The sequence below is a fragment of the Pseudoalteromonas distincta genome (assembly GCF_005877035.1).
GTDB lineage: Bacteria > Pseudomonadota > Gammaproteobacteria > Enterobacterales > Alteromonadaceae > Pseudoalteromonas > Pseudoalteromonas distincta.
This window is the reverse complement of the sequence record NZ_CP040558.1, coordinates 922,035-936,332: the sequence shown is the minus strand read 5'-3', so window position 1 is coordinate 936,332 and position 14,298 is coordinate 922,035. Positions and strand designations below refer to the sequence as shown.

The window sequence follows — 14,298 nt, the reverse complement described above, 5'->3', positions numbered from 1 at the left end:
GGCGCACTTTACTATGCAGCTTTATTATCATCCATTGTATTCAGACCTTATACTCCCAGAACGTCATCGATTCCCTATTCAAAAGTACAAGTTACTTAAAACCGAAATAGAAAACCTAGGTGTTTCGGCTATTCACTTTCAAGAGCCTAAAAAAGCAACCAAATCTCAACTTTCACTATGTCATAATCAAACTTATATAAATAACTTTTTAAACGGCACGCTTAGCAATAAAGCCATAAAAAAAATGGGCTTTCCTTATTCAAATGAATTGGTAGAGCGCACATTACTATCAGTTGGGGCAAGCATCCAAAGTAGTGAACACGCGCTAAAACATGGTTTTTCGGCTAATTTAAGTGGTGGCTATCATCATGCATACAGTGATTACGGTAGCGGTTTTTGTATTTTTAACGATCTAGCTATTGCAGCAGCACATTTAATAAATACAGAGCAAGCCGACACTGTTTTAATTTTTGATTGCGACGTACACCAAGGCGATGGCACAGCACAAATCACTCAAAATCATGACCAAATTATTACCTGCTCAATTCATTGTGAGCAAAATTTCCCTCGTAATAAGCAAGAGTCCACCTACGATTTTGCATTGCCCGCTAAAACAACCGACGCTGAGTACCTTGCTACATTAGAGCAAGCACTCGATTTTTGCGTGCGTATTCATAACCCCGATATTATTTTGTATAATGCAGGTGCTGATATTTACACAAAAGACGAGTTAGGCTTGTTTGATGTATCAATAGATGGCGTATATAAACGCGACTTTTTTACTCTCAACTTTTGTAAGCAACACCAAATCCCACTAATGTGCGGCCTAGGCGGAGGTTATCAGCGTAATTTGAGCTCACTAATTAATGTTCATAAACAACTATTTAAAGCCGCTATCGATTTATAGCAAGCCATAGTATAGACTCAATTAAACGGATTATTTTAAAGCGGTGGGAATATGCGATTACACGAAGACATACACAACTATTACGAAAAGATTGTAGTCGAGGAAGTTATCAAACTTAAACTTGATGAAAAATATGATGAAGATGTAATGGCTGACTTTTGTTGTACGGTACTAAATCAGCTCCCGCCACGATATATTCGCTACGATGTAGATATGGCGTTTTATTTACCGCAATCAGAACGCATACATATGGAACAACGTGTACAAACCGCAATAAACGTTGCCATTAGCCAAATATCAAAAAAGAAAGAGTTAAATGACAAGTCCACTTGATCAAGCCCCTACACATATTAAACTTGCAGTAGATTTAATTATGATACTAGAGCAACACGATGTTGCTCCAGAAGAAGTACTTAAAGCACTTGAAATAGTTAAAAGCGACTTTGAAAAGAAGCTAGAAAAGTCATAACTCTATTCTATTATTTGTATGTCGTGCTCGGTAACGCTACCTTCGTGCTTAGTGCAATCAATTTTAACTTCACCAAATGTACGCCTAGGCGAAGCTGAACGCCGACAGGTCATATTTTGTGCTTTAACGCCAAATTGCGTTATATACAACGCAACTGTTTCGTCTATTTGTTGTTTTTGCTGCGTAGTCGCTGCACTGTAAAATGCATCGTATTGCGCAGACCAATTTTCGACCCCCGCTTCTTTTGCAACACCTAGCCAGCCCATTCCGAGTTTAGTAGATTGCTCCAAGTATTGGCCTTTTAAAAACATGAATGCCAACGTATATTGTGCACTTTTATAGCCAAGTGCTGCCGGCTCTTTTAAATCATAAAAAGCTTGCTCGTACAGCCCCTTTTTATACGCTTTAATACCATTGTATTCTTTTTTCTTCATTGTATTGTCGCTGTATAGGCTAACAGGGGTCGACCCACACCCACCTAATAAACCTACAGCCAAAATTGCTGCAACCGATATACATTTAGCCATAACTAGTCCTTTATTATTTTTTATATGCGAGTACCGAATCTGGCTTACACTCTTTGCAAAGCCTGCTATTGTGTAATCCTGTTTGTATAATTAAAATACTATCATGAGCTTAGCAAGTTTACTTCGGTTATTTTTTCTGGCTGCAATTTGGGGCGCGTCATTTTTATTTATGCGAATGGCAGCTAACAGCTTAGGCCCAGCGGTGTTAATAGAATTTAGAGTTGGCTTTGCCGCACTCACCCTCTTTATTGTGGCGCTTTACTTAAAGCGCAGCTTAGCGTTTGTCCAACATAAAAAACACTTTTTTATTATAGGCGCGTTTAATTCTGCTCTGCCGTTTTTATTTTTTGCTTACGCAGCCCAAACTATCAGCGCATCCACACTCTCAATTTTAAATTCTACAACACCAATATGGGGTGTTGTTGTTGGAATTTTATGGACAAAAACAAAGCCCAATAAAAGTATGGTGATTGGTTTACTGCTGGGTTTAATTGGCGTAGTTATTTTGGTTGGGCAAAATCATTTTGTGTTAAATAGCCAATCAATTTGGGCCTTAGTCGCAGCATTAAGCGCATCACTTTGCTATGCCATTGCATCGCATTACACTAAAAACGCGCCTAAACTGGCCCCATTCGATAACGCCCATGGCTCAATGTGGGCTTCAAGCTTTATGGTATTGCCGCTTATCTTATTTATGCCAATGCGTGAAATACCAAGCACCAACGTTATGCTAGGTGTACTTGTATTAGGAGTAATGTGTACTGCACTTGCTTATATTTTATTTTTTAAATTAATCGAAGATATAGGCCCTACCTCAGCGTTAACAGTCACGTTTTTAATTCCACTATTTGGCATTTTTTGGGGGCATTTAATTTTAGATGAGCAAATTGGGCCAAATACGTTACTCGGCGCATTATTTGTTATTGTGGGTACTATGTTGGTTACTGGTTTTTTACCACGAAAAAAGCACTTAGCTAAAACAAGCTAAGTGCTTATATCAAGCGCTTTTACCAAACGCTTACTTTTGCGCCTTTTTGCTTAAATTTTCAATTAAGTCTTGGGCGCTAAAGCTGTTGTCGCTTGGTTTTATCCCTTTACCCATTTTAATATCAATTAAGGTGTGCACTTCTTTGCGTTTATCATTGTTGCTCACTTGTACGCCTACGCTGCTTGTCGGACGTACGCGTGTTTCGCAGGTTAATAAACCGCAGCTTCGCTCATATTGCTGGCTTTGTGATGCACTAATAGATGACGTGGGGGCTTGCGATTTAGACTCAACAAAGGTTTCTTTATTAGTTACAAAAAACCAGTCGTAGCCTTGTGCTTGTGTAAGCTCAGCCGCGCGTAATAATGCATAGTCACCGGCATCTGCGACGTTGTTTGATACGCTTTTAAACTCGACGCGGTATTGATCGTCGCTAATTTTTTGCTCGCTGTAACCTTGTGAGCCATTATTTGCGGCGCGGTAATCAGGTTTAGATGCACAGCCCGCCATAAGTAAAATACTGATAATTAAAATAGATGTTTTCATAGTTCACCTCGTTTTATACACATTATTATTTGTTTAACTGCCACTTTGCGCTAATTGCTTGCTGCTCTTGCGCTCTATCTAGTGGTGCGCCGCTGATCATGTTATCTATAACAGCATCTAAGTCACTGTTATTAGACGCCGTTTGATATTGCGCGCCATTGTTACTTTGCTGCGTGGCTGATTGCGCTTTAATTTGCCAACCGCTTTGCGTTTTACAAGCAATGCTCGTTTGCGTTGTATTATTTGAGCTTAGTGCATACTGCCTACAAAGCTCACCTTGCTGATTCTTAAAACTAAGCTGTGCGCTAAATACTGAGCCATCACTTTGCTCAAACACACCACTACTTAGCTGCGTATTAAGTGCTGTGGCTATATTACTGGCTACTAAATTTTGCGACTCATTGGGTTGTAAATAGCTCGTCATTGCAATACCAAATACCACAGCAACGCTTGCTGCTATTGCTAAACTTTTATTAGCCGATTGCTTAACCTTTTGCCAAGGCGTTAACGTTACTACATTACTGTTTTGCGTGTTTTTTGTCGTTGCCATATCAAGCTTTGCAACCGTTTTAGCTAATGAGTCACTAAGTGGTGCGTCGTCAATACTTGTTGCGTGCTCTTTTACTCGCATGTCTACTTCGCTTAGCTCTGCAAGTCGCATTACTAGCTCATCATCGGTTTCAAGGGCTTTGCGCACTTGCTCCATTTCGTGCTCGCTTAGTTCTGAGTCTAAAAAGGCGCTAAGTGTTTCGTCGTTAATGTTCATACTTGCTCCTTTTTAAAGTCGGGTTTTATTAAGTTATAAAGTGTACTGCGTGCACGCGATAATTTACTCATTACACTACCTATAGGTATATCTAGCGTATGTGCTACCTCTTTATAGGCCATGCCCTGCACTGCCACCAGCGATACTATGGCGCGTTGCTCTTCGGGTAATTGCCCAAGTGCTGTATTTACATTTTTAAGCATTTGTTTGTTTTCGAGTGTTTGGTGCTCATTACTTGATATTGGCTCTGGTAAAATATCGGCCTGAGCCTTATTTTGCCTTACCTTGCGTGAGCGGTATTCGTCTATCCACACATTACGGCAAATTTTAAATGCCCATTTAGCAGGCTCAACGTCATCCGGAATGCCTTTTACTAATAGTTTTTCAATTGTTATTTGCACTACATCGTCTGCATCTGCTTTACTACCCGTTAGCGAATAGGCAAAACGCCTAAGCATGGGCAATAAGGTTTTTAGAGTTTCGTTCATTGATTTTTACCCCTTTTATAAAGAAGACGATTCAAAAAAACATTTATTCCCAAATAATCAAAATAATTTAAATAATGAAATATTTCTATGTGTTAAACGTTAACTAACCAGCATGATAAATTTAATAGAAGTAACCCACTATGAATATTAAAAACACACGCGTTAAAGACATAATAGCCGCTTCGCTTTGTATATTTAGCGCAACGAGTTCAGCCAATATAGTAAAAGTCGATCAGGTGCTTGGGCAGCTAAACCCAATAGAGCAGCGTATTGAACAAACTATAGAGCGAGCACAACGCCTGCCGCTTCCGGTGCCTGTTCCACAAATATCGATTGATGAACTCAAAGCGCAAATTAGTGAGCCAATTAGCAGCTTACCCAATGTGCTTAACATTAATATAAATAGCCAAAACACCGCATTTGTTGAAGTAGAGCTAGAAAACGGCTTTAGAGCAATAGAGCGCCAGTGGTTATTAATGGCAAATAGCCAACAGCTTAATACCCTAAAGCAGCAAAATGTAACCATTGTATCGGTAAAAAATTACAACGCACTTAACATGAGCTTAGTGCGCTTTAACGTGCCCCAAGGTGTTAATTCTAAAAGTGAGTTATTAAAAGCGCTTAACTTAGATGAGTCTGCAATACTTGACCGAAACCACATATACCAAGCGCAAACAGGCGAGCCTACCGCAAAAGTAACACAAAATAAGCCTGTTGCGCCTTACTGCACACAAAGCGTAAAAATTGGCATGATCGACAGCGCCATTAATACCAAACACAGCGCTTTTAAAGGCGCAAATATCACCACGCAAAGCTTTTTACCTAAAGGGTTAAGCTCGCCAAATTTACACGGCACCGCCATAGCGGGGTTAATTACAGGTAAAGGAGCAACGCTCAGCCCGCTTTTAAGCAGTGCCAAGCTTTACAGTGCCGAGGTGTTTTATAGGCAATCTGAATATGCACATGGGGCTACATTATTTGCCATAGTAGAGGCACTTAACTGGCTAGTCAGCAATAAAATACCCGTAATAAATATGAGCCTAACGGGGCCAAATAACGCAGTTTTAGAAGCAAGTATTACTGCTGCAATAAAACAAAACGTGTTAATTGTAGCTGCTGCAGGTAACCAAGGGCCAGCGTCGCAGCCGTTATACCCAGGCGCGTATAAAAGCGTGATAGCGGTAAGTGCTATTGATTCAAAAAACCACATTTATAGATGGTCAAATAAAGGCGATTACATAGACTTTGCAGCCCTTGGTGTAAATGTTGTTACAAGCCAAGGCAATGGAAAATTTGGGAGGGAGTCGGGTACGTCAATGGCGGCGCCGCATGTAAGCGCGGCATTAAGTTGTTTATTGTTAAAGCATGGTAATAATAAAACCAAAGCACTTAACGAGCTTACATCGCTGGCCGTCGATTTAGGCGAGCAAGGCAAAGACACCACCTTTGGTTATGGCGCCATTTACCCACCTAAAAGTGCACTTTAACTGACGCCGATAAAACCGATTGCGTATAGGTATTACTACTAAGCTTTGATTGATAATCGCCATATTCAGCCTCGGCTATTAGCGTTACGTGCTCAAACACAGCTAGGTTATAAAACGCATTGACTACATTTCGGTGCTCATCTCGCGACGGTATTTGCTCAAAAAAATCATCCGTTGTTTGCTCATCGTAATCTTTATTTTGATAACGCCAGCCAGCCCCCACTTTGTTAGCCACATTAAAGGCCGTAAATTTGTGCGTAACTTTAGTAGTAAAACCGTAACCGTTAAAGTCGTATTGGTTGTCGTCGGCGTTTTCTTTATCGGCACTTAGCGCTGCCATTAGCATGGTTTGGCCATTATTTATAAAATGATAAAGCGCTACATCGCCGCCTACGCCATCGGCATTACGTGCTTTTGCAGTAGCAAAACGTTTAGCTTTGGTTTTTATGCTCATACGCAAATACGTATGCGGGTTTAAAAAGTGGCCATAGTAAGCACTAGCTTGATTAAAATGTAAAAATGGTTCGCCATCTACATTTGCTTTTGCACCATCGTAACGAACTCCTACCTCATGGCTATTAAAGCTATAACTGCCATCTAAACCATATTGATGAAGGTCTAAATCGTATTGATCAAATTCATCGTAGTCTTGTTGCTCAAACTTATAGCTTGAGGCTAATTTAGCGCCTTTGGTTAATTGCCATTTTGCATTAACACCTGCTGCGGTTTTTATGCCGCTGTCGCTTTGTGACGAAATATCGTCAAGCTCCTGAACAGAGAGCGCCGAATTACTTAAAACCCCAACTTCTGCATCTGCATTTACTTCAAGGCTACTTTTAAAGGGTTTATTTTGCTCAGGTGTTTTAACGTGGTTGGTTTGTGCAAGCACCGCTTGGGCACTAAAAACACACAATGTGGCGGTTATAACTGCTTTCATATTTATTCTCCAACAGGCCGAATAGGTTTCCCCATTCGGCATTTGTGCAAACACGCGGCGTATTAAAGGCCTAGGTCTAAGTCGTTAGTAATGTTGGTTACTACTTCACTTGCAGTGCTAAGTGCTACATCGTTACTAATTTGATCCGTAACCGCTGCACTCACCTGCCCGCTAACACTTTGCTGTACCGTGCTTTGTAAACTACTAACCGTACTGTCTTGCACATTGGCAATTAAAGATTGCTGAACACTGCTTACTACTTCATTACTGGTATTAATTGCATCACCTACTTGCAGTGCAGAACTTACTGAGTTTGCAGCCGTATTAGTAATTGCTAATTGGTTTTTAAGCTCACCCGCATTAAGCGCATTTGTTGCATCAGCTTGTGTTACTGAATCGGTTGCGCTACTCACATTTGACAGTAAAGAGGCACTTGTTGGTGTATCAGTAGTATCAGGCTGAGCGGCTTGCTCAAAGGTAAGTCCAAGTAATGACAATTGGCTCACTGCAGTCGTTAAATTACCCGCCGATGAGGTTAAATGCGCGGTTGCATCAAGTGCTGTATTGACTGTGGTATTGCCTGTGGCATTTAAAGACGATGCGTTTAATGCATTATTTAAAGATGAGCTGGCAGATGCAACTAATGAATTTGCAGGCTCTGCGGCCTCGCTACTTTCTTGCGCTGAAGTTTGCGTGTTATTTGCCGTTGAATCTGTATTTTGCGAATCGTCAGCCGTTACTTGTGTATCGCTAGATGCGTTTGACTCGATGCTACCACTGGCTGTTAAACCGTTTTGTGAAAGCGCAATAGATGTAGATGTTTGTTGCTGCGCCGACGTTGACTGAGATATTTCAATATCAGCGGCGTGCACTGCACCTGTAAAAGTACACACACCGCTTAACATCATTACGCTTACAATTTTATTTAATTTAATCATTGTTTTGTCCTCTAGTTTGTCGGATTGACATAAAGAAGACGATTTTCAAAAACACTTTATTCCAAAATAAATTAAAAATTTATAATAAAACTACTTATTATTTAAATTTCAGTTACTTAAAGGTAAGTTAATACCCTACTGCGTTAGCGTTCCACTATTTTGTATCAGCAATAACAGCTCAGCAGTAGCCGTTGCATCGGCCAATGCGCGGTGATGGCTGGTTAAATTTAAATTAAAATGCGCACTAAGGTTACCAAGCGAATACGACTTTAAGCCTTTAAACGCTTTGCGTGATTCAACCACGGTGCACATTTTTGGCATTTTAAAAAAGTGCCCTGCCATCTCGCACTCTTTTTTAATAAAGCCGTAGTCAAAATTAACGTTATGGGCTACAAAAATACTGCCTGCGAGTTTATCTATTAGCGGCTTAACTATATCGGCAAATACAGGCGCGTTGTAAACCATACTATCGCTTATGCCGGTTAATGACGTAATAAAGCCAGGTATATGGCGCTCGGGGTTAACTAAGCTTGTCCAAGTATCAATTACTTTACCGTGCTGTACTTTAACTATGCCAATTTCGGTAATTCGGTTGCCGCCTTTTAAGCCGCCCGTGGTTTCTATATCAACTACGCTGTAAACACGGTTTGGGTCTACAAACCACTTAACTGCAGCAATATGTACCGTAAAGCCCACTTTTTTTAAATTATCAATAGTTGTAAGTTGGTTGCGCCTAAGCTTATCGCCTGGGGCTTTTACTTCTTCAAAATGTACTTGGCCATTATTAATGATCATTAAGTCGGGGTAGCCGTCTTTTAGCTGTAAATAATGTTTGCTCATGGCTGTTAAGTGCGCAATTAGCACCTTAATAGGGCTGTTTAAAATAAGCGCTTCTAGTGGCTCTAATAAATTACTGCGCCATCTAAATAAACCGTTAGGTTGATCAAAGTATTGCGCTGCATGTTTGCATACTAAATTAAGTAATGCTTGCGACGTTTGGCACTGTGCTAAGCGCTCATTTATCTGTGTTTGCTGCGCTTCATAAAAATTACCAAGCCTTAATACTTGCGGATAAATATCAAACTCATTGCATGGCGGATAAGGCGACTCCACAAATAACTCGTGCCAAAATACTAAACCAAACAAACTTTGCCAAAGCGTGTTTTCGGTATTAAATACCTGCATACCTTGGCGAGTATAATAATCGTTTACGCCCTGCTCTACTTCACCTCGGTACAGTTCATCAATTTCTAGCACGCACTGAGTGTCGGCAAGCATGGCACTTAAACGCGAACGTGTTTTTTTATTAAACTTACGCATTAAAAAATCGTCAGCAAAATAAAGTAAATCATCAGTGAGCGGGTTTTCGATAATGGCTTCTAATCGAGCTTTTACCCACTCTTTATTGCCAAGCCTGTATTGCTCTCTTATTTGAATTTCTTGTGCTTCGCTATCATCCACGCACCCTTCAAGTAAACTAAAAGCAAGTTCGCTATCAACTGTTTTTAGCTGTCTATAAAGCCTAACTAATAGTTTGTTTTTTAATACAACGGCAATTGCACCATGTGCAGCTTGCACTAAAACCTGCGACGCTAAAGCAACATAGTCGCTCTCATCTGTAATATTTTTAAATGCTAACCGGTAACGGTTTAATAAATAGTTTGATTGCGCTTCGTCAAGTGTTTCAAAACGCGACAAGCTCTCGCTATGTCCTTCGCGCGTAGCGGTTAAGCCTAAGTCTCGCATTAAAAAACGGTTTTGATGATTCACATCACCACTGCTTAGTTTACCTGCAAATAAAAACTCAAAATACTCGTAGTAATCACTGCGGTTATTAATTACATACTGGCTATAAAGTGGCGCAAGCTCTTGTGGGCATGCTTTAAAAAACTCACGCGCAATATCCACCAGCGCGCCTTTAGCGGCGCTTTTTTTAAAGCTTATTTGCTCACTGTAATTACTTAGCAACTCAACCAAAGAAGGTTTAGTTAAGTGCGCTAAAAGCTGCTGGTAATGCTGCTCGTTTGGCTCAAATAAAATACCCGCTTTTTTTAGCGTATAAATAGCCTGATGCGGCGAGGTTATTTCTTCATAATTAAGCGATTGCGCCTGCACTAAATAAGGCTTTCGCGAGTACACACGCGCCAACATGCATTGGCTTTGCTCATCTAGCTGATTAATTTTACTAATAAATTCACTATGTTTAGGCTCAAGTAAATGCATACATTTACTTGTTACAAACTCAATAAGCTCTCTAAAATGCGCTAAATAGTATTTTGCTGGTAATTCTTTTTTCATAATATCGCCACAACTGTATATAAAAACAGTATCTAGCATTTGTGCTTATTATTCAATCTTAAACTTGTAACTAAAACACGCTATAGTGGGCTTATTAAAGCAAATTCATTAAAAATAAAGGACTTACCATGAGCGCGCATCCGTACGATGTTTTATCACTCAATAACGGCGCAAATATTATTTTTACGCCCTGCCCTGGCACAAAAACACAAAACCTAGCGGATTCAATCAATACATTAAAAGCCGCTGGCACTCACATGCTGCTTTCACTTATGCCGCAACAGGAACTTGAAAAAAACAACGTACAAACAATTAATAGCGAGTGCAAAAAACACGATATAACCTGGTTTCATTTACCTATAAATGACGACGAAGCACCCAAGCAGCCTTTTACATCAAGCTGGAACACCCACAAAACCGATATATTACAAGCCATACAACACAAACAAACCATTGCCATACACTGTAAAGGCGGCACAGGACGTACAGGTTTGGTCGCTGCGCTTATTTTAAATTCGGCAGGTTACACAAAAGAAGAAGTATACAGCCTAGTACAAGGCATTCGCCCTAAAGCGCTTACTATAGATCTGCAAAAAGAGTACTTTGAGAGCTTTGAGGTGTAAGTAAGGAATTGGGGAGGGTTTAGCACTATAAATAGTGCTAAAAATATTCTTTTAAATGTCATTCTACGGCCTCAATCAATCGTCCAGTCATTGAGATACCAACAAGACTAATTGGTGTGTCAGCAGCGAAAACGTAAAACCAAACTATTTGCATTTGCTAGTCTATTAAACAAACTTGGCTCTTTAGGTGAACAAATGCAAATATCACGTCTTCAACACTGTATTTATCACGAAGAAATGACATAACTTTTTCTGTTGCATTACCAATTGATATTGGTGGTTCGCCATCACCTAAGTCCCAATTAGGACGGTTTAACAAATCATCTGGTGTAATAAATAGCTTTTTCCCATATCTCTCAAAAGTAGAGGACTCAAAGCAGCTGGGAAAGTAAGCATCAGCACTTATATTTATAGAAACTAAAATTAAAAGTAGATAAAGTGCTCTCATATCCATCCGTGCTTATAACGTCCCACGCAGCTGGAAACGCGAGCGCTCTGGCGCAGCCAGCAAGTGTTTTTCCGATGACTTGCCTTGTTAGTTTTCAATTTTTTCGGCAATTTTACCATTAATAAATAGTACTCCATTTTTTACAAGTACATCTCCATTCCAGATAGAACCATAGTATGCATCATCAAGATACAAGTCCTTCTCATACTTCCCAACGATCTTTAGCGTATGCATATTTTCGGAAGTCCCAAATTTTATCGTATGGTTTAAGGGAGAGGGAGAACTTTTACCAATAGTTTCTATAGGAGTTAATTTTTCACTATATGGTTCAATGATTGTTACACCCAAGCCCGGATGGATAATATTGTACTTAAAGGAGTTGCCGACTCTTTTTCCTTCATCAGCACCAGTAATCCCATAAATACTTGCACATCCAGATACGAACATGATTAAAATAAGACAAAATAACCTCAAAATTGACTCCATAAGTTTATTTGAAAACTAACGCTTAGATAACAGGCTAAGTAATGGTTGGCTAAACTGTGTAGCGAAGCGAAACGTAGCCAACTGTTACTTATTATGTTTACCTACCACCAGAATCTTGATTGTTATTAGGTATATCATTACATACAGTACAATTAATATTTTTGCGATAATTGTAGAAACGCCTAATAGCAAAAATGGTTACCGATACTAAGGCCCACAAAATACCGAATTCAATAGAGTATTCTAGACTTCTGCCTTTTAAGTATTGAACGCCTGTCAACAGAGAAAAAATAATTGGTAGAGCTATAGCGTATTGAAAAATCCATTTTTTTATTGGCATAAATATTCCATTAACACTCTGAGCTTGAAGTAAACATAACAACTTAATCGACGATATTTGTCGTTTTATAAACCGACAATGTTCCTATATTCAATGCATTTACCTTAACCACCAAATAATCACTTGTAAACAATTACCTAACTTCAGAACAGGCTACGCAATTGCAAAAACACACCCAAATGGGTGAGAACAGTAATATTGGTCCAACAAATACTCCCCATACAAAACATATTATTTTTTTGAAAATCAATCGGTGTTATTCAAAAAAGGCGGTTACTTAATTTTAAAGCCTTTAAAAATGGCTCAATTTACACCCGCACAAGCGTATTCAGCCATAGCGCTTTACGATATCATGCTCTTTTAAATTTAAATTAACTTTCAGGGCATATAATGACAACGCACACACCGCCTTCCCACTCAGCCAACACAGTTGAACACACCTCTCTTTTTTACGTAATATTTATATCGGCTGTGGCTGCTATTGGTGGCTTTTTATTTGGTTTTGACTCGGGCGTTATTAACGGCACGGTGTCGGCGCTCGGTAATGCATTTAATTCAAGCAGTGTGGCTACGGGCTTTAATGTTGCCTCTGTGTTACTTGGCTGTGCCCTAGGTGCGCTTGCTGCGGGGCCGCTGGCTGATAAGTTTGGTCGCCGTGCAATTATGATCATCACCGCGATTATTTTTGCTATTAGCGCTTTTGGTTCGGGCATTAGCGAAAGCTCTGCGGAGTTTATTTTTTACCGTTTATTTGGTGGTTTAGGTATTGGTGCTGCATCAGTATTAGCGCCAGCTTATATTGCAGAAGTTGCGCCACCAGCACTACGTGGTCGTTTAGCTACATTACAACAACTCGCTATTGTACTGGGTTTATTTGCTGCTTTTTTAAGTAACTATTTAATTGCTGATGCAGCAGGCAGCGCGCAAAATATTTTAATGCTTGATATAGCCGCTTGGCGCTGGATGTTTTGGGCAGAGCTTGTGCCTGCTGTGTTATTTTTAGTGGGTGTTTTGTTTATTCCGGAGTCGCCTCGTTATTTAGTGGCGCAAGGTAAAGTAGACGATGCTAAAGCAGTATTTAGTAAAATATCGAACGACAATGTTGATGCGCAAATAAGCGATGTTAAACGCTCATTGCATAGCGACACAAAGCCAAGTATTCGCGATTTATTTATTGATAACAGTAAAAAAGTACACCCAATTGTTTGGGTGGGTGTTGCGCTGAGTGTATTTCAGCAATTTGTGGGTATTAACGTGGTGTTTTATTACGGCTCTGAGCTTTGGCAAGCCGCTGGGTTTGACGAGTCGCAATCGCTATTTATAAATGTACTCGCAGGTACTACTAATATTGTATCAACCTTTATTGCCATTGCCCTAGTTGACAAAATTGGCCGTAAACCACTGCTCTTAGTAGGCAGTATTGGTATGTTTATTAGCTTAAGCGCGCTTACTTATATATTTGGCAGCGCAGGCCTTGATGAAGCAGGCAAGCTTGCCCTTAGCGATAACATGGGTACGTTTGCGCTTATAATGGCTAACTTATTTGTGGTATTTTTTGGATTAAGTTGGGGCCCCGTTGTGTGGGTGTTATTAGGCGAAATGTTTAATAACCGTATTCGCGGTGCAGCGCTTGCTGTTGCGGCTAGTGCGCAGTGGATTGCTAACTTTGCAATTACCATGACCTTCCCTATTATGCTTGCCAACATTGGCCTTGCCGGTGCTTATGGCTTTTATGCGTTATCGGCACTTATAAGCATATTTTTTGTCGTTAAATACATAAAAGAAACACGCGGTAAAACGCTTGAATCTATGTGATTTTTAAAAGCGGTGATATTAATCGCCGCTTTGCTTTTACATACATTCGCGTTATTTAAGAATGATTGTTTAGATGAGCTAAACGTTAATTAATAAATATATTTTAAACTGCTGTTGATACGTAAACACTCTTTTTACCAGCAAGCTTTTACTACCAAAGTTTATAGCTACCGATTGCATACTTAAATATCACTACAGCTCAATACGTTAGCGAAGCTTTTAACTTAAGTTAAGGCTG

General features: G+C 39.8%; 17 protein-coding genes. 7 read left to right on the top strand and 10 right to left on the bottom strand.

Annotation, left to right across the window (positions count from 1 at the left end; all coding sequences use genetic code 11):
- Nucleotides 1–13: 13 nt before the first annotated feature.
- Genes FFU37_RS04150 through FFU37_RS04140 form a run of 3 tightly spaced genes read left to right on the top strand, consistent with a single transcriptional unit; the run spans nucleotide 14 to nucleotide 1,376 of the window.
- The gene (locus FFU37_RS04150) at nucleotides 14–907 is read left to right on the top strand and encodes a histone deacetylase family protein (RefSeq protein ID WP_002958256.1); all 894 of its coding nucleotides are present in this window, start codon (nucleotides 14–16) and stop codon (nucleotides 905–907) included.
- Between the two features lie 51 nt (nucleotides 908–958).
- Nucleotides 959–1,240 (top strand): late competence development ComFB family protein, encoded by a 282-nt coding sequence (locus FFU37_RS04145; RefSeq protein WP_002958257.1) that lies wholly within the window; start codon nucleotides 959–961, stop codon nucleotides 1,238–1,240.
- Nucleotides 1,224–1,376: a DUF2496 domain-containing protein gene (locus tag FFU37_RS04140; RefSeq protein ID WP_076915489.1), complete on the top strand. Its 153-nt coding sequence runs from the start codon at nucleotides 1,224–1,226 to the stop codon at nucleotides 1,374–1,376. The genes FFU37_RS04145 and FFU37_RS04140 overlap by 17 nt, the downstream gene beginning before the upstream one ends.
- 2 nt (nucleotides 1,377–1,378) lie before the next feature.
- Here FFU37_RS04140 and FFU37_RS04135 read toward each other — a convergent pair whose 3' ends face one another.
- Nucleotides 1,379–1,903: an SEL1-like repeat protein gene (locus tag FFU37_RS04135; protein ID WP_138488785.1), complete on the bottom strand. Its 525-nt coding sequence runs from the start codon at nucleotides 1,901–1,903 to the stop codon at nucleotides 1,379–1,381.
- A gap of 103 nt (nucleotides 1,904–2,006) precedes the next feature.
- Here FFU37_RS04135 and FFU37_RS04130 point away from each other — a divergent pair, with 103 nt between their 5' ends.
- Nucleotides 2,007–2,891 (top strand): DMT family transporter, encoded by an 885-nt coding sequence (locus FFU37_RS04130; RefSeq protein ID WP_138488784.1) that lies wholly within the window; start codon nucleotides 2,007–2,009, stop codon nucleotides 2,889–2,891.
- Nucleotides 2,892–2,921: 30 nt separating this feature from the next.
- On the opposite strand, the gene FFU37_RS04125 is transcribed toward FFU37_RS04130, so the two are convergent.
- Genes FFU37_RS04125 through FFU37_RS04115 form a run of 3 tightly spaced genes read right to left on the bottom strand, consistent with a single transcriptional unit; the run spans nucleotide 2,922 to nucleotide 4,688 of the window.
- Nucleotides 2,922–3,434: a CC0125/CC1285 family lipoprotein gene (locus FFU37_RS04125; protein WP_138488783.1), complete on the bottom strand. Its 513-nt coding sequence runs from the start codon at nucleotides 3,432–3,434 to the stop codon at nucleotides 2,922–2,924.
- 25 nt (nucleotides 3,435–3,459) lie between these two features.
- Nucleotides 3,460–4,200 carry an anti-sigma factor family protein gene (locus FFU37_RS04120; RefSeq protein ID WP_138488782.1) on the bottom strand — a complete coding sequence of 247 codons (741 nt, stop codon included), beginning with the start codon at nucleotides 4,198–4,200 and terminating at the stop codon, nucleotides 3,460–3,462.
- On the bottom strand, nucleotides 4,197–4,688 hold the full coding sequence (locus FFU37_RS04115; RefSeq protein ID WP_138488781.1) for an RNA polymerase sigma factor: 492 nt from the start codon (nucleotides 4,686–4,688) through the stop codon (nucleotides 4,197–4,199). Before FFU37_RS04115 ends, FFU37_RS04120 begins: the two co-directional genes overlap by 4 nt.
- Nucleotides 4,689–4,828: 140 nt before the next feature.
- Between FFU37_RS04115 and FFU37_RS04110 the strand changes: the two genes are divergently transcribed.
- Nucleotides 4,829–6,175 (top strand): S8 family serine peptidase, encoded by a 1,347-nt coding sequence (locus FFU37_RS04110; RefSeq protein ID WP_138488780.1) that lies wholly within the window; start codon nucleotides 4,829–4,831, stop codon nucleotides 6,173–6,175.
- Here FFU37_RS04110 and FFU37_RS04105 read toward each other — a convergent pair.
- The 3 genes from FFU37_RS04105 to FFU37_RS04095 all read right to left on the bottom strand — a co-directional run bounded on the left by FFU37_RS04105 (nucleotide 6,159) and on the right by FFU37_RS04095 (nucleotide 10,387).
- On the bottom strand, nucleotides 6,159–7,112 hold the full coding sequence (locus tag FFU37_RS04105) for a surface lipoprotein assembly modifier (RefSeq protein WP_138488779.1): 954 nt from the start codon (nucleotides 7,110–7,112) through the stop codon (nucleotides 6,159–6,161). The genes FFU37_RS04110 and FFU37_RS04105 overlap by 17 nt on opposite strands.
- A gap of 62 nt (nucleotides 7,113–7,174) precedes the next feature.
- Complete coding sequence (locus FFU37_RS04100; RefSeq protein ID WP_138488778.1) at nucleotides 7,175–8,050, bottom strand: RodZ family helix-turn-helix domain-containing protein; 876 nt, start codon at nucleotides 8,048–8,050, stop codon at nucleotides 7,175–7,177.
- Between the two features lie 135 nt (nucleotides 8,051–8,185).
- Entirely contained in the window at nucleotides 8,186–10,387 is a 2,202-nt protein-coding gene (locus FFU37_RS04095; RefSeq protein ID WP_138488777.1) for an exonuclease domain-containing protein, read from the bottom strand.
- 89 nt (nucleotides 10,388–10,476) lie between these two features.
- On the opposite strand from FFU37_RS04095, the gene FFU37_RS04090 reads away from it, so the two are divergent.
- The gene (locus FFU37_RS04090) at nucleotides 10,477–10,971 is read left to right on the top strand and encodes a phosphatase domain-containing protein (RefSeq protein WP_138488776.1); all 495 of its coding nucleotides are present in this window, start codon (nucleotides 10,477–10,479) and stop codon (nucleotides 10,969–10,971) included.
- A gap of 157 nt (nucleotides 10,972–11,128) precedes the next feature.
- On the opposite strand, the gene FFU37_RS04085 is transcribed toward FFU37_RS04090, so the two are convergent.
- From FFU37_RS04085 to FFU37_RS04075, 3 genes are all read right to left on the bottom strand, one after another.
- Nucleotides 11,129–11,419 (bottom strand): hypothetical protein, encoded by a 291-nt coding sequence (locus FFU37_RS04085; RefSeq protein WP_138488775.1) that lies wholly within the window; start codon nucleotides 11,417–11,419, stop codon nucleotides 11,129–11,131.
- A gap of 87 nt (nucleotides 11,420–11,506) precedes the next feature.
- Nucleotides 11,507–11,893, bottom strand: a complete 387-nt coding sequence (locus FFU37_RS04080) for a hypothetical protein (protein WP_239022712.1) — start codon at nucleotides 11,891–11,893, stop codon at nucleotides 11,507–11,509.
- A gap of 109 nt (nucleotides 11,894–12,002) precedes the next feature.
- Nucleotides 12,003–12,245 (bottom strand): hypothetical protein, encoded by a 243-nt coding sequence (locus FFU37_RS04075; RefSeq protein WP_138488773.1) that lies wholly within the window; start codon nucleotides 12,243–12,245, stop codon nucleotides 12,003–12,005.
- Nucleotides 12,246–12,635: 390 nt separating this feature from the next.
- Between FFU37_RS04075 and FFU37_RS04070 the strand changes: the two genes are divergently transcribed.
- Complete coding sequence (locus tag FFU37_RS04070; protein ID WP_138488772.1) at nucleotides 12,636–14,060, top strand: sugar porter family MFS transporter; 1,425 nt, start codon at nucleotides 12,636–12,638, stop codon at nucleotides 14,058–14,060.
- Nucleotides 14,061–14,298: the final 238 nt, after the last annotated feature.